Here is an 18,616-nt window from a genome sequence, read left to right on the forward strand (position 1 = left end):
AAAGCTCACGAATCGCGATCGTACGCCAACGAAGGCATACCGATCATCTGATTCGGCATCAGAGTCGTCGGGCTACGAGGGCGACCGGTCCGGGTCGGCGAAGCGGGCGAAGGCCCGCAGGTTGGCCAGCGACTCCCCTCGCTTGGCCCGCCACTCCCACTCGCGCCTGATCGAGGAGGCGAAGCCGAGCTCCAGCGCCCTGTCGAACCACTCGTCCGCGTAGGTGAGCACGCAGCCGAGCAGCCTGTCGAGCTCCTCCTCGCTGATCGCCGCGAGCGGGACCCTGCCGACGAGATAGACGTCGCCGACGGGGTCGACGGCGAAGTGCACGCCGTACATGCCGCCGTTCTTGCCCAGCAGCCACTTGTAGAACTCGGCGTGGTTCTCGTCGGGCTGGCGGCAGAAGAACGCCTCCACGTGCAGCGCCTGGTCGCCGACGATGAGCCAGGTCATCGTGGCCAGCTTGTGCTGGCCCGGCAGTTTCACAAGGAACGCGCCAGGACGCGTCTCCTCGAAGGAGACCTCGGCGGACTTGAGCGCGGCTTCCAGCACATCCCTCATACGGCAAGCCTAGACATGTCACGCAGATGTGACACGGCGCCGCCGTAGACGTCCATCAGCCTGGCGGCCGTGGCCGACCAGCCGAACGCGTTGGCGTGCGCCCGCGCGCCCTCGGACAGCTCGTCGCGCCACCGCGGCTCGGTGACGAACCTGCGCAGGACCCGCGCCCACGTGTCGGGGTCGTGGCCGTCCACGAGCACCCCCGAGACGCCGTCGTTCACGGCGGTGCGCAGCCCGCCCACCGAGGCCGCGGCCACGGGGGTGCCGCACGCCTGCGACTCGAGCGCGACCAGGCCGAAGGACTCGCTGTAGGACGGCACGACCGTCACGTCGGCCGCGCGGTACCAGTCGGCGAGCTCGTGCTGCGGAGCGGGGGGCACCAGCCGTACGACGTCGGAGATGCCGAGCTCGGCGGCCATCTCGGTGAGGATCGAGGGCCGGGCGAGGCCGTTGCCCGAGGGACCGCCGACGGCGGCGACCACGAGACGGCCGCGCAGCGAGGGATCCTCGATCAGCATCCTGGCGGCGGCGCGCAGGAGCACGTCGGGGGCCTTGAGCGGCTGGATCCTGCCCACGAACAGCAGCACGTGGGCCTCCTGCGGCAGGCCGAGCCTGTGGCGGGCGGCGCCCTGCGAGGCGGGCTGGAAGACGGTGAGGTTGACCCCGGGGTTGACCACGGCCACCTGGTCGGCGGGCGCGCCGTACAGGTCGACGAGCTCGCCGGCCTCTGCCTCGGTGTTGGCCACGAGGCGGTCGGCGATCTCCACGACCTGCTCCTCGCCGAGCACCCGCGCCTGGGGCTCCGGCTTGTCGTCCTCGGCCAGCAGCAGGTTCTTGACCTTGGCCATGGTGTGCATCGTGTGCACGAGCGGCACGCCCCAGCGCTCCTTGGCCAGCCAGCCGACCTGGCCGGAGAGCCAGTAGTGAGAGTGGATGAGGTCGTAGTGGCCGGGCTCGTACATCGCCTCGGTGCGCAGCACGCCGGAGAGGAACGCGCACAGCTGCCCCGGCAGCTCGCGGCGGTCGAGCTCCTCGTAGGGGCCGGCGGTGATGTGCCTGACCAGCACGCCGGGGGCCAGCTCCGCCACGGGGGGCAGGTCGCGGGCCGTCTGCCTGGTGAAGATCTCCACTTCGACGCCGAGTTGGGCCAACCGTTTGGCGGTTTCCACGATGTACACGTTCATACCGCCGGCGTCGCCGGTGCCCGGCTGGTCCAGCGGAGACGTGTGCATGCTCACCGTCGCGACCCTGTTGACGCGTCGCCTCACCAGACATCACCTCCAAGAGGGTTATAACTAGCCAGAACTTTCCGACATTCCCACGGAAAGATCAGCGTTTCGTGCCCTGGCAGGATGGGGGCCATGAAGAAGACGGCAGTGGTGACAGGCGCGAGCAGCGGGATCGGAGAGGCCACCGCGCGGCGGCTGGCCGCCGAGGGCTACGAGGTCGTGGCGGGGGCCAGGCGCAGGGACAGGCTCGACAAGCTGGCCGCAGAGGTGGACGGCATCACGCCCGTGACGCTCGACGTCACCTCCCAGGAGTCGGTGGACGAGCTGGCCGCCTCCCTGTCCCGCTGCGACGTGCTGGTCAACAACGCCGGAGGCGCGATCGGGCTGGAGTCCGTGGCCGAGGGCCGCGTCGAGGACTGGCAGCGGATGTACGACACCAACGTGCTCGGCTCGCTCCGCGTGACACAGGCACTGCTGCCCAAGCTGGTCGCCTCGGGCGACGGCGTGCTGCTGATGCTGACCTCGGTCGCCGGCCTCGTCTCCTACGAGGGAGGCGGCGGCTACTGCGCGGCCAAGCACGCGCAGACCTCGATGGTCGAGACGCTCAGGCTGGAGCTGGTCGGCCAGCCGGTGCGGATCATCGAGATCGCGCCCGGGATGGTGCACACCGAGGAGTTCGCGCTCACCCGCTTCCGCGGCGACGCCGACGCGGCCTCGCGCATCTACGAGGGTGTGCCGGGACCGCTGACGGCCGACGACGTGGCCGACGCGATCACCTGGAGCGTCACCAGGCCCGCGCACTTCAACGTCGACCGCATGGTCATCAGGCCGCGGGCCCAGGCCGCGCAGCACAAGGTGCACCGCGTCAGTGGCTAAACCGGTCGGCAGCGTCACCAGGGGCACGACCGGCGTCAACAGGCTGCGCAGGGCCGACCGGTGGCTGACCGCCGTCCACGGCCGGCTGCTGCGGGTGGCCGAGCGGCCCCTCGTGGTCGACCTGGGGTACGGCGCGTCCCACACCACCACGCTGGAGCTGTTCACCCGGGTGCGTGCGGTGGCGCCCGACGCCGAGGTCGTCGGGATCGAGATCGACCCCGCGCGGGTGGCGCTGGCCAGGCCGTACGAGAGGGAGGGGCTGTCCTTCGTCCTCGGCGGCTTCGAGCTGCCCGTCTCGCGCCCGCCGACCGTCGTCAGGGCCTTCAACGTGCTCAGGCAGTACGGCGAGGCCGAGGCGTGGGGCTACTGGGACCTCCTGCGCGGCAGGCTCGCGCCAGGCGGTGTCCTGGTGGAGGGGACCTGCTCGGAGACCGGGCACAGAGCGGTGTGGGTCTGCCTCGACGCGTCGGGGCCGAGGACGCTGACGTTCTCGGCCAGGTTCAACGCCTTCGAGCGGCCTTCGGACCTGGCCGACCGGCTGCCGAAGACGCTCATCCACCGCAACGTGCCTGGCGAGCCGATCCACGCCTTCCTCCGCGACTTCGACAGGGCATGGGCCTTCGCCGCCCCCTATGGAGCGCACGGCCTGAGGCAGCGCTGGCTGGCGGCCGTCGAGACCCTCGTGGAGAGCTGGCCGGTGTACCGCACGGCGCCGCTGGGCGGAACGGGGCGCTGGCGGCTGGGCGAGCTGACCCTGCCGTGGGCGGCGGTAACGCCGATCTCGTAATCTGCCCCCTATGTTGCGTTTTGTCCTGGACCCCGAGCTGACCGAGGACCTTTTCGACGACGTGCTGGACTGCTGGGTCGATGTGACCAACGCGGGAGGCGCCGTCGGATGGGTGCCGCCGGTGACAGCGGACGACATCAGGCAGGTCGCCACCGTGACCTTCGCCCGCTGCGGGGAGAACGGCCCCGACAGCCTGCTGGTCGGCTTGGACGGCGAAGGAAGGGTGGCCGCCTGGGCCGTCCTTGTCGCCAACGCCAACCCCTTGATGGCGCACTGGCGCACCGTGATGCGCGTGATGGTGCACCCCAAGCACCAGGGCAAGGGCTACGGCGCGGACCTCATGCGAGCCGTGGCCGACGCGGGCCTGCGGCTCGGGCTCGAGGCGCTCAAGCTGACCTGCAGGGGCGGGCTCGGCCTCGAGTCCTTCTACGCGGGGTGCGGCTACCAGGAGATCGGCCGCCAGCCGCTGGCGATCAGGGTCGCGCCTGGCGACGACCGCGACGAGGTCGCCATGGTGACATTTCTGGAGCAAAGGGCGTGATGTCGCTCTCATCTGCCTCCCAGATCCCAGCTCGACAGCCTGTAGTACTACGCTGATGAGTGTGAAGGGTCTTGGCGAGCTCGAACGCAGCATCATGGACATCCTCTGGGCGCAGAACACCCCGTTGACGGCCCGTGAGGTCGGCAGGCTCATCGAGGAAAGAGACCTGGCGCCCACCACCGTCATGACCGTTCTCGACCGTCTCACCCGCAAGGGCTTCCTCGACAGGACCCGCGACGGCAGGGCCTGGCGCTACCAGCCGGCCGAGAGCCGCGACAACTATGTCGCTGAGCTTATGCTTGAAGCCTTGGACATGACGGGCGACCGCTCGGCCGCCCTGACCCGCTTCGCTCAGGCTGTGTCAGGCCCGGAGGCGGAGATCCTGCTCAGAGCCCTGTCGGAGCTGGAGGAAGAGTGATCACGGCGGCGGCGTTGTCAGCGCTCGCCGCGGCGTGCGCTCTTGGCGCCTGGCGCTTCACCACCGCGCGCTGGACCTCACGCGCGCCTCGCCTCGCCATCGCGCTGTGGCAGTCGCTCGGCGTCACGTGGGGTCTGGCCAGCATCGGAGCCCTGCTCGCCTACGCCGTCACGCCGTACGACAGGGGCGTGATCCACGGGCTGGTCGCTTTCGCGACGGGAAGGAAGCCCGACGCCAGCTGGGACCTCTGGCACGCGCTCGCGATGATCGCTGGCCTGACCCTGCTGGCCGTGCTCGTCGCGGTCCTGGTGACCGCCGGCGTCCAGACGCTGCGCGCCCGACGCCGCCACCGCCTGGTGCTCTCGCTGATCGCCCGCGAGGAGCCCGGCATCCCGGGCGTGCGGGTGCTCGACCACCCGGGCGCCGCCGCCTACTGCGTGCCAGGCCTGCGCTCGCACGTCGTGGTCAGCTCGGGCACGCTCGCGCTCCTCTCGCACGACGAGCTGACCGCGGTCCTCGCCCACGAGTCGGCCCACGTCCGCGAGCGCCACGACCTGGTGCTGCTGCCCTTCGGGGCGCTGCGCAGGGCGCTGCCGTGGTCGAAGGTCGTCAGGGACGCGCAGGCGCAGGTCGAGCTGCTGGTCGAGATGGCCGCCGACGACCGCGCCCGCCGCTACTGCTCCCCTCGCCGCCTGGCCACCGCCCTGCTCCGCTTCGGTACGGCGGGAGCCGTACCGACCCCGAGCGGCATGCTCGGTGTCGCGCAGTCGCAGGTCATGGCGAGAGTCGACAGGCTGATCAAGCCGCGCCCCGAGCTGTCGCGCTCGACGCGCTACGGACTGGTCGCGCTGAGTGTGACGTTGACCACGTCGGCCCCCTTCCTGTGGGCGCTGCCCTTCTGACCTCACTGTTCGCCGCTTGCAGGTGTTAGCTGTCCGTTTGCAATTGCAAGCACGGAGGGGCAGACTACGGGTATGGCACTACCCAAGGTCGGCTCGATCGGCGAGTACATCCGCGAGCAGCGGCAGCAGGCGAAGATCTCGCTGCGGCAGCTCGCGGCCGCGGCAGGGGTCTCCAACCCCTACCTCAGCCAGATCGAGCGCGGCCTGCGCAAGCCGAGCGCCGAGATCCTGAACCAGATCGCCAAGGGTCTGCACATCTCGTCTCAGGCGCTCTATGTCCAAGCAGGCCTGATCGAGGATCGCGAGCCGCCGAGCGACGTGATCACCGCGATCAGGAGCGACAGCCTCATCACCGAGCGGCAACGCCAGGTGCTGATCGATATCTACGAGTCGTTCCGCAAGGAGAACCGCGCCGAGGACGAGCAGACCTCCCAGAATGCTCATCCCCGGCACGGCTCCGACACGGACGACGAGCCGCCGCTGCCAGAGGAATTTCTCGCCGCTCTTGAGCCCTTCGCGGCGACCTCGAACAACGGCATCGTCACCCAGGAAACCAAGGAAGGTTAACCCATGACGCTGGCCACCGAGGTCAAGAAGCTCACCGAGTCCAAGCCGTTCTACGCCGTCGCGGGCGCGGGCGACTTCGCCGTGGAGAAGCTCCGCGAGTTGCCCGAGCAGCTCCAGAAGCTGCAGTCGCGGCGCACCGACATCACCAAGGACCTGCCGGTCAAGGCGCGCGAGGTCCGCACCAAGGCCGAGGAGCTCGCCCGCGAGTTCCCCGAGAAGGCCCGCGTGTACGCCGACCAGCTCGGCAGCAAGGCCACCGAGTTCTACGAGGAGTTCGCCACCCGCGGCCGCAAGGTCGTCAGCAAGGTGAGCGGCGAGGCCGCGCTGGAGCTGGAGGAGGTCTCCGAGGCGGCGGAGCCGCCCGTGGCCACACCGGTGAAGAAGACCACCCGCGCCCCCAGGGCCACCACGAAGGCCTGACCAAGCAGCATCGAGGACCCTCGCCCGCAGTCCGGGCGGGGGTCCTTCGCACATCGGCGGGCACTCAACCCGGTGAAGCGGCCCGAGCCGAGGGAAGCGGCCCAAGCCCGGACAAGCCGCCCTGGCCCGGGGAAGCCGGCCGAGCTCGGGGAAGCCGGCCCTGGCTCGGGGAGCGGCCGGGGGCGGAGATCCGGCTCATGGGGCGCCGTGACGGCGGGGACCGAAGTCCTGCCGGGCGGCGCGCCCTCGCTGGAGGGGACGCTGAGACGCGGGAGGTCTCGGGCTTGCTTGCCGTAAGGGATTGGCAACCGGTTAGGGTGGGGGGCGACATTGCGGTACTGGGCGGAGCGAACATGATCTCCTTTGGACTTGACCTCATCTTCGCGATCCTCGCGATCATCGCGTTCGGCATGACCGTGTGGGCCCTCATCCACGCGATCCGCACCCCTGCCAACGCGTTCGTCGCCGCGGGCAAGCTGCAGAAGAAGTGGTGGCTCCTGATCCTCGGCCTCGGCACGCTGTTCTCGTTCGCCACGGCATGGGGCTATTTCGGCGCGAGCGGTCTGGCGCGGCTCAACATCTTCGCGATCGCCTCGGTCATCGCGGCGGGCGTCTACCTGGCCGATGTCAAGCCGGCTGTCACCGGAATGGGCAAGGGTGGCAATAACGGTCCTTACGGGCCCTGGTGACATCGGAAACCATCTGTTAACGCTTCCGGAACAATGCTACGTTCGCGGGAGCGCTCCCACCCTGCGCGCATCATCCGGTGTGTGGAGGACAGATGCCAGATCAGCCCACCCTCGCACAGGTCGCCGCCGAAGCCGGAGTCTCCCCGGCGACCGCCTCCCGTGTCCTGACCGGGTCAGTCAGGGTCACGACCTCGACGCGTCGTCAAGTGCACGACGCGATGTCCCGCCTCGGTTACGTACGGCGGCGCGCGCCGCACGGCGTCTCCTCGCGCAGGACCGACCGGTTCCTCGCCGCCGTCGTGTGTGAGCCCGCGCCACGCCTGTTCGGTGAGCCCTTCTACGCCAGGCTGCTGTCGGCCTTCGAGGAGGCGCTGGCCGAGCACGGCGTCCCCCTCATGGTCATGACGGCCGCGCACGCCGTGCCCCCTCTGGTGGCCAAGGGGATCGACGGCGTGCTCCTGGTCGGGGCGCGCGACGGGCATCCGCTCGCGGTCACGCTGGCCGCCTCGGGCATCCCCGTGCGCTGCGTCGGGCGCCCGCCCGACGGGCTGGCCCTGCCGTACGTGGATCTCGACAACCGCGACGGCGGACGCCAGGCCGCCGAGCACCTGCTGCTGTCGGGCAGGAAGGCGATGGCGGTGATCGCGGGGCCGCCCGCGATGCCCGGCGCGCGCGCCAGGATCGAAGGCTTCCTCACCACGCTGACCAGCGCCGGCATGACCAACGTGCCCGTCGCCTACGGGGACTTCAGTCACCTGTCGGGCGCGCAGGCGATGCGGTGGCTGTTACGCCGCTTACCCCACCTGGACGCGGTGTTCGCCGCCTCGGACGTCATGGCGGTGGCCGCGCTCCAGGTCCTCCACCGGGCGGGACGCCGGGTGCCCGACGACGTCGCGCTCGTCGGTTTCGACGACGCGCCGGTCGCCAGGCACGTCAATCCCCCTCTGACGACGGTGAGGCAGCCGGTGGAGGAGCTCGCCGTCGTCGCCGCCCGCCTCCTGCTGAACGGCCAGCGGCACAACCCCGTCCTCCCCACCGAGCTGGTGGTCCGTGAATCCGCATGAGGGCGAGCTGCTCGCCAGGCGGTACGAGCTGCAGGAACGCATCGCCACCGGCGGGATGAGCGTGGTGTGGCGGGCCTTCGACAGGTCGTTGCACCGCACCGTGGCCATCAAGCTGCTGGCCGGGCCGTTCTCCTGCGACAGGGAGATCATCAGGCGCGAGGCGAGGGCGGCGGCGCGGCTGGTCCACCCCGACGTGATCGAGGTCTACGACTACGGCGAGACCGTCACCCCCGGCGGACGGCTGGCCGCCTACGTCGTGATGCGCCTGCTCGACGGGCCCTCCCTCGCCGACAGGATCGCCTCGGGCCCGCTGCCGTGGCCGGAGGCGGTGACGGTGGCGGGCCGGCTGGCAGGGGTGCTGGCCGCCGCGCACGCCCAGGGCATCGTGCACTGCGACGTGACCCCTGCCAACGTGCTGCTGACCTCCGACGGCGCCAAGCTCCTCGACTTCGGGATCGCGGCTCCGGCCGGGTCGTCGTACGAGGAGCTGTCGGGGACCCCGCCCTACGTGGCGCCCGAGCGGCTGGCGGGCGCGCCCGCCGACCCCGCCGTGGACGTGTACGCGCTCGGGGTGGTGCTCTTCGAGATGCTCACGGGGCGGCTGCCGTACCCCGAGACGACGTGGGAGGACGTGGCTGCGGCCCGCCACCACGGTCCCGCGCCGGTGCCCGAGGGCGCTCCCGGGGTGGTGGCCGGGCTGTGCCGAGCCTGTCTCTCGCCCGACCCCGCCCGGCGTCCGACCTCGCGCGAGGCCGCCGCCGTCCTCCGCTCCGCCTGCTCACGGGAGGGCACGCACCCCGCCCCCTCATCCGTCGCAGGCGCGCCGAAGGGAGCGCGGAAGGTTCGCGGGTGGTCCGCGCGGGCGACGATGACGGCGGGGGCCCTGCTGCTGTCCGGCGCCGCACTCACGGTCGCCACCGGGTACGGGCTGCCCGACGCCACGCCGTGGATGGCCCTTCCGCTCCCGATCTCCACCGCCACCGGCGAACCCGCGCTCCCTGCGTCGCCGAAGGGGAGCCCACCCGCGAACGCTCCCTCGGTGACCCCCTCGCCCCGCCCGGGAAGCGGCCTCGAGAGCAGCCGTGTGTCCGATCCGATCGGCACGGAGAAGAACCCGCCGGTCGAGCCCCCTGCGGCCAATCCTGACCCGGAGCGCCTGGCGCGTGCATCCGCCGCGCCGCCCTCCACCGCCGATCCCGTGGGACGAGCGGCCGCGGCGGCCCCTCGTCCCACGGTCGAGGAGGCCGTGGCCGAGTTCAACGACGCGCTGGACAGGGGGCTGGCAGGCGCGTCGATCCGGTACGACGTGGCGCTCGACCTCCGCCAGGTTCTCGCCAACCTGGCCCGCTCGGGCTCAGGCGATCTGGAGCAGGTGCGCGTCAAGCTGCACGACCGCCGACGCGAAGGGGTGCTGGCCACCGACCTGCTCAGGGTTCTCGACCGCCACCTCGGCGCCGTCGAGAACGCCCTCCGCGCCCGCTAGCCCGGCCGCGCCGCCCGGCGGACGGGCATCCAGGTGGGCGTGGGACCTGTCGTCAGGAAGTCGGTGATCAGCCTGACGCACAGCTCCGGCTTCTCGTGGAGGAGCAGATGGGAGGTGCCAGGGACGACGGCCAGCTGCGCGTCGCGCAGGCCCCGGTACAACGCCAGCGTGTGCTCCAGCGTCACGATGTCGTCGTCGGCGGCCATGACCAGCGTGGGGCAGGCGACGGCGTCCAGATCGGCGCTCGCCAGCCCCTGCTCCTCGCTCACCGACCTGGCGACCTTGGCGATCACGACGGGGAAGTGGTCAGGGCCGTCGGGCGACACCTCCGCGTAGGCCGCCACCAGAGGCGCGGGCGGAGGAGCGTCGGCGGTGGGCCGCAGGATCATCCCGTCGGGATGGAAGCCACCGCTGACCAGGACGAGCCTGTCGACCAGGTCGGGACGGCGCACGGCGACCCACAGCGCCACGAGCGCGCCCGCGCTGTAGCCGGCCAGCCGTACGGGCCCGTCGACGGTCTTCTCCAGGAACTCGATGGTGTCCTGGGCCATCACCCCGATCGTGATCGGCCCTTCCACGTCGGCGGTGTGACCGTGGCCCCTGCGTTCGGGCAGCAGGAGCCTGAACCGGTCGGCCAGCGCGTCGAGGTTGCCCGTGAAGTCCCTGCTGTCGGTGAGACCGCCGTGGAGCAGCACCAGCGGATCGCCTTCGCCGCGCTCGTCGTACCAGGTCCGCACGCCGTTCACGTCCACGTAGTCAGCCATCGTGCCGCCTCTCCTTCGTCTCCGGGTGAATGCTCATGCCGGTAGTACGAAGCGGCGGCGGGAAACTCATCGGAACAGCGCTTCGGCCTCCTCACCCGACGGCAGGCCGAACACGGGGAAGAGCCTGCCGGCGTCGAGGTAGGTCGTCAGCTCGATGATCAGGCCGCCCGACAGCGAGAGGACCACGAGCGCGAACGGCTCGTGCCTGCCGTACGGGCCTGTCGGCAGGTACTGGGCGAAGGCCGGCGAACCGTTGGCCACGGTCGGCAGCAGGCGGGCACCCTCGCAGGGGCGGCCCGCCGCGAGCAGCATCTCGCGGATCTCCGCGCGGCCGCGGCGCCACCAAGGGAACGGGGGCATGGACGTCGTGGCGTCCTCGTGCAGCAGCGACACCAGGCTCTCGACGTCGTAGCGCTCGAAGGCGTCGCAGTAGCGGGCCAGGAGCCGCCGTTGCTCCTCGTCCATCGGCCGGTACGGCTCGGCGGGCGCGACGGGCACCGTCCTGAGCGTCGCCCTGGCCCGTTGCAGCGCGCTGGTGACCGACGCGACCGAGCTGTCCAGCAGCCGAGCGACCTCGTCGGCCTTCCAGCACAGCACGTCGCGCAGGATCAGCACCGCCCGCTGCCTGGGCGGCAGATGCTGCAGCGCGGCGACGAAGGCCAGGCGGATCGTCTCGCGCTGCGCGGCGACCTCCGCGGGATCGCCGTCGGCGCGCACGACCCTGCCGTCGGGGATCGGCTGCACCCAGGCGCTCTCGGGAAGCGGCGGGCCCAGGTCGGGACCGGCCTGGGCCTGCGGACCCAGATCCATCGCGCGGGCGCGACGCTGCGCGCTCCGCAGCATGTCCAGGCAGACATTGGTGGCGATGCTGTACAACCACGTGCGCAGCGAGGCCCTGTGCTCGTCGAACCGGTCCAGGCTCCGCCAGGCGCGCATCAGCGTCTCCTGCACGGCGTCCTCGGCCTCGAAGGGCGAACCGAGCATCCGATAGCAGTACCCGACCAGTTCGGACCTGTGCGGTTCCAGCTCTCTCGCCTCAGGCACGGCCGGCCTCCTTCATGGGGGCGACAGTACCTCCAGGAGCGAAGCGAGGCGGGCCACGCCCCGGCACCGCTGAAAGTTTCATCCGCGCCGGTCGGGGGCGGCGGGGTGTAGCCGCAGCATGGGTGCCGGATGGGAGCAGCCACCGGTGTGAGCGCCCCGACCGCTCGTTGACATCACTGGAGCGCATCGCAGAATGTGTCTTGGGAGCGCTCCCACGATCCCCCCGCATCTCCCGCAGAGGAGCACCTCCAGCATGTCCAAACCCCGCGCCCGCAGGCGCCTGACCATCGCGGCGCTGGTCGTCATGGCCGCCGGCACGGCCACGATCACACCAGCGCACGCCGCCGTCGCCTGCGGCGTCGACTACACGATGAACGACTGGGGCGGGGGTTTCACCGCCAACGTGAAGATCACCAACCTCGGCGACCCGCTCACCGCATGGAAGCTCGGCTTCGGCTTCCCCGGCACCCAGAAGATCTCGCAGGGCTGGAGCGCCACCTGGAACCAGTCAGGCGCGAGCGTCACCGCCGACAGCCTGTCGTGGAACGGCAACCTGGGCACCGGCCAGTCGACCGCGATCGGCTTCAACGCCACCTACACCGGCCCCAACGCCAAGCCGTCCGCCTTCACCGTCAACGGCACCGCCTGCACGGGCGCCAACCAGGCTCCCACCGTCAAGGTGACCTCGCCGAGCGCCGGGGCGACGTTCACCGCGCCTGCCACGGTCGCCATCGCGGCGGAGGCCGGCGACGCCGACGGCAGCGTGGCCAAGGTGGAGTTCTTCCAGGGCAGCACGAAGCTCGGCGAGGACACCACCGCGCCGTACGCCTACAGCTGGGCGGACGTGGCCGTGGGTGAGTACTCACTGACGGCGAGGGCGACCGACGACAAGGGGGCGATCACCACCTCGGCCCCCGTCGGCATCAGCGTCAAGGCCGACAGCGCGCCCGCCGTCGTGGCCACTCCCAGCGGCATCACGGTCCCCGAGGGCAGCGAGGCCTCCTACGAGGTGAAACTGTCCAAGCAGCCGGCGGCCGGCGTGACCGTGGCGACGTCCAGGACCTCGGGCGACACCGACCTGACCGTGAAGTCGGGGGCCTCCCTGACCTTCACCACCTCGAACTGGAACACCGCGCAGAAGGTGACGATCGCCGCCGCCGAGGACGCCGACCAGACCTCGAGCAGCGCCGAGTTCACCTCCACCGCGACCGGCCACGGCGCGGCCGAGGTCACCGCCTCGGAGGCGGACAACGACCTGGGCGGGGACAACGAGTACACCAAGCGCTTCATCGAGCTCTACAACGACCTGAAGGACCCGGCCAACGGGTACTTCTCGCCGGAGGGCGTGCCGTACCACTCGGTGGAGACGCTGCTGGTCGAGGCGCCCGACCACGGGCACGAGACGACCAGCGAGGCCTACAGCTACTACCTGTGGCTCGAGGCCGCCTACGGCAAGGCGACGGGCAACTGGGCGCCGTTCAACGACGCCTGGGCCTCGATGGAGAAGTACATCATCCCCGCGACGGCCGACCAGCCGACCAACTCCTTCTACAACGCCGCCAAGCCCGCCACCTACGCCGGCGAGTGGGACGACATCGCGCAGTACCCGTCGAAGCTGGACACCGGCGTGAGCGTCGGCCAGGACCCCATCGCCGCCGAGCTCAAGGCCGCCTACGGCACCAGCGACATCTACGGCATGCACTGGCTGCTCGACGTCGACAACACCTACGGCTTCGGCCGCTGCGGCGACGGCACGACCAAGCCCGCCTACATCAACACCTACCAGCGCGGCCCCGAGGAGTCGGTCTTCGAGACGATCCCCCAGCCGAGCTGCGACACCTTCAAGCACGGCGGCAAGAACGGCTTCCTCGACCTGTTCACGGGCGACGCCGGCTACGCCAAGCAGTGGAAGTACACCAACGCCCCCGACGCCGACGCCCGTGCCGTCCAGGTGGCCTACTGGGCGCACATCTGGGCCAAGGAGCAGGGCAAGGAGTCGCAGATCACCGCGACGGTGACCAAGGCCGCCAAGATGGGCGACTACCTGCGCTACGCGATGTACGACAAGTACTTCAAGAAGCAGGGATGCACCAGCACGAGCTGCCCCGCCGGCACCGGCAAGGACAGCTCGGCCTATCTCATGAGCTGGTACTACGCGTGGGGCGGTGCGCTCGACACCAGCGCGGGCTGGGCCTGGCGCATCGGCTCGAGCCACAACCACTCCGGCTACCAGAACCCGATGGCGGCGTGGGCGCTGTCGAGCGTCGACGTGCTGAAGCCGAAGGGCGCGACAGCCGTACAGGACTGGGGCACCAGCCTCAAGCGGCAGATCGAGTTCTACCGCTGGCTGCAGTCGGCCGAGGGCGGCATCGCGGGCGGCGCCACCAACAGCTGGCAGGGCCACTACGCCACCCCGCCCGCGGGCACGCCGACCTTCTACGGCATGGCCTACGACTGGCAGCCCGTCTACCACGACCCGCCCTCCAACCAGTGGTTCGGCTTCCAGGCCTGGTCGATGGAGCGCGTCGCGGAGTACTACAACGTGACGGGCAACGCCGAGGCCAAGGCCGTGCTCGACAAGTGGGTGAAGTGGGCGACCGACCACACGACGGTCAACGCCGACGGCACCTACCAGATCCCCTCGACGCTGGTGTGGACCGGCCGGCCCGACACCTGGAACGCCGCGAGCCCAGGGGCCAACGCCGGGCTGCACGTCACGGTCAAGGACTACACCACCGACGTCGGCGTGGCGGGCTCCTACGCCAAGGTGCTGATGTACTACGCGGCCAAGTCGGGCGACACCAAGGCGGGTGACATCGCCAAGGGCCTGCTCGACGGCATGTGGAAGAACAACCGCGACGCGAAGGGCGTCTCGGTGGCGGAGACGAAGGCCGACTACAGGCGCCTGGCCGACAAGGTCTACGTGCCCGCCGGATGGACCGGCACCATGCCCAACGGCGACGTCATCAACAGCGACTCCACGTTCCTGTCGATCAGGTCCTTCTACAAGAACGACCCCGACTGGCCCGAGGTCGACGCCTACCTGAAGGGCACGGGCCCCGTTCCCTCGTTCAACTACCACCGCTTCTGGGCGCAGGTCGACGTGGCCGTCGCGCTCGCCGAGTACGGCCGCCTGTTCGGCTAGAGCACCGGAGGGGGCGGCTCGCGAGAGCCGCCCCCTGACGGAAGGAATCCCTCATGCGCAAAGCGCTCATGGCGTTGCTGTTACCCGCGTCCATGCTCGTCGCCCAGCCAGCGCAGGCCGCCACCTTCGAGTACGGCGAGGCGCTGCAGAAGTCGCTGTTCTTCTACGAGGCCCAGCAGTCGGGCAGGCTGCCGAGCTGGAACCGCGTCTCCTGGCGCGGCGACTCGGGCCTCGACGACGGCAAGGACGTCGGGCTGGACCTGACGGGCGGCTGGTACGACGCGGGCGACCACGTGAAGTTCGGCCTGCCGATGGCGTTCACCGCCACCATGCTGGCGTGGGGCGCGGTGGAGTACCGCGACGCTTACGCCGCCTCGGGCCAGCTCACCCACCTGCAGAACAACCTCAAGTGGGTCAACGACTACTTCATCAAGGCCCACCCCTCGCCCAACGTGCTCTACGGGCAGATCGGCGCGGGAGGCCCCGACCACGCGTGGTGGGGCCCCGCCGAGGTCATGCCGATGGCCAGGCCCTCCTACAAGATCGACGCCTCCTGCGGAGGTTCGGACCTGGCCGCCGAGACGGCCGCCGCGATGGCCGCCTCCTCGATCGTCTTCCGCCCGACGAACCCGACGTACGCCGACACGCTGGTCACCCACGCGAAGCAGCTCTACACCTTCGCCGACACCGTGCGGAAGAAGTACAGCGAGTGCATCACCGACGCCCAGAGCTTCTACAACTCCTGGAGCGGCTACGACGACGAGCTTGTGTGGGGCGCGATCTGGCTGCACCGGGCCACCCAGGACCAGGCCTACCTGGCCAAGGCGGAGTCGTACTACGACAACCTCGGCTCCGAGCCGCAGTCCACGACCAAGTCGTACAAGTGGACGATCGCGTGGGACGACAAGTCCTACGGCGCGTACGTGCTGCTGCACAAGCTGACGGGCAAGCAGCGCTACCTCGACGACGCCAACCGCTGGCTCGACTACTGGACGGTCGGCGTCAACGGGCAGAAGGTCAGGTACTCCCCCGGTGGCCAGGCCGTCCTCGACCGGTGGGGTTCGCTGCGCTACGCGGCCAACACCGCCTTCGCCGCGCTCGTCCACAGCGACTCGATCTCCGACGCCACCCGCAGGACGCGCTACCACGACTTCGCCAAACGCCAGATCGACTACGCGCTCGGCGACAACCCGCGCGGCAGCTCGTACGTGATCGGGTTCGGCGTCAACCCGCCGAAGAACCCGCACCACCGCACCGCTCACGGCTCGTGGACCGACCAGCTCAGCTCCCCCGTCGACAGCCGCCACGTCCTGTACGGCGCGTTGGTCGGCGGCCCGCCCGACCCCGACGACAAGTACACCGACAGCCGCCAGGACTACGTGATGAACGAGGTGGCCACCGACTACAACGCCGGGTTCACCAGCGCGGTGGCCAGGCTCTACCAGGAGTACGGCGGCGCGCCCGACGCGGCCTTCCCCGTGCGGGAGACCCCGGACGGCCCCGAGCTCTTCGTGGAGGCGGGGGTCAACGCCTCGGGCACGGCCTTCACCGAGATCAAGGCCATCGTGCGCAACCAGTCGGGCTGGCCGGCCCGCGCGCTGAACGACGGCTCCTTCCGCTACTACTTCACCCTCGACGGCGACACCACCGCCTCGCAGATCAGCGTCTCGGCGGCCTACAACCAGTGCAAGGCGCCGACCGTGCAGCCGTTCGGCGGCAGGATCTACTACGTGAACGTCGACTGCTCGGGCACCTCCATCGCCCCCGCAGGGCAGTCGCAGCACCGGCGCGAGGTGCAGTTCCGCATCGCTAGCACCGGCACGTGGGACCCCTCGAACGACTGGTCGTACACGGGCGTCGCCACCACGCCGGGGGCGACCCCCGTGCTCGTGCGGAACATCACCCTCCACAGCGGGGCCACCAGGATCTGGGGCAACCCGCCCGGCGACGAGCCGGCCGACCAGAGCCCGCCCACCAAGCCCGGCAAGCCCGCCGTCTCCGGCATCACGGGCAGCACGGCCACGCTGACCTGGGCCCCCTCCACCGACGACGTCGGCGTGACCGGCTACGACGTCTACGAAGGCACCACCAGGCTGGCCACCTCGACCGGCGCCACCACCACGCTCACCGGCCTCACCCCTGAGAAGGCGTACACCGTCCACGTGGTGGCTCGCGACGCCTCTGGCAAGAGCTCGCCCGCCTCCGAGGCCACGGCCTTCACCACCTCCGACGGGCCTCCGCCCGGCGACTGCACGGCCACCTACAAGCTGGTCAACTCCTGGCAGGGCGGATTCCAGGCCGAGGTCAGCGTCACCGCGACAGGCGGCTGGACGGTCGGCTGGATCTTCCCTGGCGACCAGAGGATCGGCCAGCTCTGGAACGGCACGCACACCCAGAGCGGCGCGGCGGTGTCGGTGAAGAACCTCGCGTGGAACGCCGACGGAGGCTCGTTCGGCTTCACCGCCACCGGCTCAGGCGTCACCCCCTCCCCGCTCACCTGCGTCAAGCCCTGAACCCAACGCCAGGGGAGCAGGCGCTCCCCTGGCTTCGAGGAAGCCCATGAGACTCCGCCACGCCCTGGCCGTCATGGCCGCCGCCCTGCTCGTCCCCCTCACCGTCCAGCCCGCCCACGCCGCCACCGGCCTGCACGTCTCCGGCACGAAGATCCTGGAGGCCGGCGGCCAGGAGTTCGTGATGCGCGGCACCAGCCACGCCCACACCTGGTACCCGACCAGGATCTCCTCCTTCCAGGGGATCAAGTCGCTCGGCGCCAACACGGTACGGGTGGTGCTCAGCGGCGGGCGCTGGACGAAGAACGACACCGCCGACGTGACCAACGTGATCGGCCTGTGCAAGGCCAGCAAGCTCATCTGCGTGCTGGAGAACCACGACACCACCGGGTACGGCGAGCAGTCCGGCGCCTACACCCTCGACCAGGCCGTGGACTACTGGATCAGCGTGAAGGCCGCCCTCCAGGGCCAGGAGGACTACGTCGTACTCAACATCGGCAACGAGCCCGTCGGCAACAACGCCGTCACCCCCGCGTGGACCGAGGCCACCTCCGACGCGATCAAGCGACTCAGGACGGCGGGGTTCGAGCACCTGCTCATGGCCGACGCGCCCGCGTGGGGCCAGGACTGGAAGAACGAGATGCGCGACAACGCGGCCACGGTCATGGCCGCCGATCCGAAGCGCAACACCGTCTTCTCCGTCCACATGTACGGCGTCTACGACACCGCCGCCGAGATCGTCTCCTACCTCGACGCCTTCGAAGCCGCCGGCCTCCCGCTCGTCATCGGGGAGTTCGGCTTCAACCACTCCGACGGCGACCCCGACGAGGACACGATCATGGCGGAGGCCCAGGCCCGCGGGGTCGGCTACCTCGGCTGGTCGTGGAGCGGCAACGGCGGCGGCGTGGAGTACCTGGACCAGGTCACCGATTTCGACCCGGCGAGGCTGACGAGCTGGGGCCGGCGCCTGTTCAACGGCGCCAACGGCATCGCCGCCACCGCGAAGCAGGCGGCGATCTACGGCGCCGTCGTCCCGGACACCGAGAAGCCGACCAGGCCGGGCACCCCCGCCGCCTCGGCCGTCACCGGCACCACGGCCACGCTCACCTGGGACCCCTCCACCGACAACATCGGCGTCACCGGCTACGACGTCCACAACGGCACCACCAAGCTCGTCAGCTCGACCGGAACCTCCACCACCCTCACCGGCCTGACCCCCAACACCAGCTACACCGTCCACGTCATCGCCCGGGACGCGGCAGGCAACCTCTCCGACGCCTCGGCCACAACCACCTTCAAGACCACCACGTCCACGACGACCTGCACCTCCACCTACAAGCTGGTCAACTCCTGGCAGGGCGGCTTCCAGGGCGAAGTCGCCGTCACCTGCCCCTCAGGCACCACCGGCTGGAAGACCACACTCACCTACCCCGCCGGCGTGACCGTCACCCAGACCTGGAACGCCTCCCTCACCGGCACCTACACCTTCACCAACCTGTCCTGGAACGCCTCCGGCGGCACCTTCGGCTTCCTCGGCACCTGGACAGGATCCGGCACGCCACCCACTCCGGTGATCAGCACAAGCGGTAGCTGATCCACATCCTGGACGTCCCTCC

Annotated in this window: 17 protein-coding genes; 13 read left to right on the forward strand and 4 right to left on the reverse strand. The window is 70.3% G+C overall.

The features are described from left to right. Positions 1-72: 72 nt before the first annotated feature. Both ABFX55_RS32205 and mshA read right to left on the reverse strand, forming a co-directional pair. A complete protein-coding gene (locus ABFX55_RS32205) occupies positions 73-561 on the reverse strand; it encodes a type III secretion system chaperone family protein (protein WP_346126428.1) in 489 nt (162 codons plus the stop codon). Beyond that, on the reverse strand, positions 558-1,829 hold the full coding sequence (gene mshA / locus ABFX55_RS32210) for a D-inositol-3-phosphate glycosyltransferase (protein WP_346126429.1): 1,272 nt from the start codon (positions 1,827-1,829) through the stop codon (positions 558-560). The genes ABFX55_RS32205 and mshA overlap by 4 nt, the downstream gene beginning before the upstream one ends. A 93-nt stretch (positions 1,830-1,922) precedes the next feature. Here mshA and ABFX55_RS32215 point away from each other — a divergent pair, with 93 nt between their 5' ends. From ABFX55_RS32215 to ABFX55_RS32260, 10 genes are all read left to right on the forward strand, one after another. Next, positions 1,923-2,666, forward strand: coding sequence for an SDR family oxidoreductase (locus ABFX55_RS32215; protein WP_346126430.1), 744 nt, complete (start codon positions 1,923-1,925; stop codon positions 2,664-2,666). Further along, positions 2,659-3,453 carry a class I SAM-dependent methyltransferase gene (locus tag ABFX55_RS32220; protein WP_346126431.1) on the forward strand — a complete coding sequence of 265 codons (795 nt, stop codon included), beginning with the start codon at positions 2,659-2,661 and terminating at the stop codon, positions 3,451-3,453. The genes ABFX55_RS32215 and ABFX55_RS32220 overlap by 8 nt, the downstream gene beginning before the upstream one ends. Positions 3,454-3,463: 10 nt before the next feature. Beyond that, positions 3,464-3,994, forward strand: a complete 531-nt coding sequence (locus ABFX55_RS32225; RefSeq protein WP_346126432.1) for a GNAT family N-acetyltransferase — start codon at positions 3,464-3,466, stop codon at positions 3,992-3,994. A 61-nt stretch (positions 3,995-4,055) separates the two neighbouring features. Continuing rightward, positions 4,056-4,412 carry a BlaI/MecI/CopY family transcriptional regulator gene (locus ABFX55_RS32230; RefSeq protein WP_312895672.1) on the forward strand — a complete coding sequence of 119 codons (357 nt, stop codon included), beginning with the start codon at positions 4,056-4,058 and terminating at the stop codon, positions 4,410-4,412. After that, entirely contained in the window at positions 4,409-5,314 is a 906-nt protein-coding gene (locus ABFX55_RS32235) for a M56 family metallopeptidase (protein ID WP_346126433.1), read from the forward strand. Before ABFX55_RS32230 ends, ABFX55_RS32235 begins: the two co-directional genes overlap by 4 nt. A gap of 72 nt (positions 5,315-5,386) precedes the next feature. Then, positions 5,387-5,881: a helix-turn-helix domain-containing protein gene (locus ABFX55_RS32240; RefSeq protein WP_346126434.1), complete on the forward strand. Its 495-nt coding sequence runs from the start codon at positions 5,387-5,389 to the stop codon at positions 5,879-5,881. Positions 5,882-5,884: 3 nt separating this feature from the next. After that, complete coding sequence (locus ABFX55_RS32245; protein WP_346126435.1) at positions 5,885-6,301, forward strand: hypothetical protein; 417 nt, start codon at positions 5,885-5,887, stop codon at positions 6,299-6,301. Positions 6,302-6,618: 317 nt separating this feature from the next. Then, on the forward strand, positions 6,619-6,990 hold the full coding sequence (locus tag ABFX55_RS32250; protein WP_346126436.1) for a DUF2516 family protein: 372 nt from the start codon (positions 6,619-6,621) through the stop codon (positions 6,988-6,990). A gap of 92 nt (positions 6,991-7,082) precedes the next feature. Further along, positions 7,083-8,054, forward strand: a complete 972-nt coding sequence (locus ABFX55_RS32255; RefSeq protein ID WP_346126437.1) for a LacI family DNA-binding transcriptional regulator — start codon at positions 7,083-7,085, stop codon at positions 8,052-8,054. Then, complete coding sequence (locus tag ABFX55_RS32260; RefSeq protein ID WP_346126438.1) at positions 8,041-9,537, forward strand: protein kinase domain-containing protein; 1,497 nt, start codon at positions 8,041-8,043, stop codon at positions 9,535-9,537. Before ABFX55_RS32255 ends, ABFX55_RS32260 begins: the two co-directional genes overlap by 14 nt. On the opposite strand, the gene ABFX55_RS32265 is transcribed toward ABFX55_RS32260, so the two are convergent. Both ABFX55_RS32265 and ABFX55_RS32270 read right to left on the reverse strand, forming a co-directional pair. Further along, entirely contained in the window at positions 9,534-10,301 is a 768-nt protein-coding gene (locus ABFX55_RS32265) for an alpha/beta fold hydrolase (protein WP_346126439.1), read from the reverse strand. The two genes, ABFX55_RS32260 and ABFX55_RS32265, sit on opposite strands and share 4 nt — an antisense overlap. Positions 10,302-10,367: 66 nt before the next feature. Next, positions 10,368-11,345 carry a sigma-70 family RNA polymerase sigma factor gene (locus ABFX55_RS32270; RefSeq protein WP_346126440.1) on the reverse strand — a complete coding sequence of 326 codons (978 nt, stop codon included), beginning with the start codon at positions 11,343-11,345 and terminating at the stop codon, positions 10,368-10,370. Positions 11,346-11,598: 253 nt separating this feature from the next. Between ABFX55_RS32270 and ABFX55_RS32275 the strand changes: the two genes are divergently transcribed. From ABFX55_RS32275 to ABFX55_RS32285, 3 genes are read left to right on the forward strand one after another with little or no spacing between them, the layout of a single operon-like run. Further along, positions 11,599-14,490: a glycoside hydrolase family 48 protein gene (locus ABFX55_RS32275; RefSeq protein ID WP_346126441.1), complete on the forward strand. Its 2,892-nt coding sequence runs from the start codon at positions 11,599-11,601 to the stop codon at positions 14,488-14,490. Between the two features lie 53 nt (positions 14,491-14,543). After that, complete coding sequence (locus tag ABFX55_RS32280) at positions 14,544-17,003, forward strand: glycoside hydrolase family 9 protein (RefSeq protein ID WP_379478926.1); 2,460 nt, start codon at positions 14,544-14,546, stop codon at positions 17,001-17,003. A 46-nt stretch (positions 17,004-17,049) separates the two neighbouring features. Further along, positions 17,050-18,594: a cellulase family glycosylhydrolase gene (locus tag ABFX55_RS32285; RefSeq protein ID WP_346126442.1), complete on the forward strand. Its 1,545-nt coding sequence runs from the start codon at positions 17,050-17,052 to the stop codon at positions 18,592-18,594. Positions 18,595-18,616: the final 22 nt, after the last annotated feature.

The sequence above is a fragment of the Nonomuraea roseola genome (assembly GCF_039535395.1).
Classification (GTDB): Bacteria; Actinomycetota; Actinomycetes; order Streptosporangiales; family Streptosporangiaceae; genus Nonomuraea; species Nonomuraea roseola.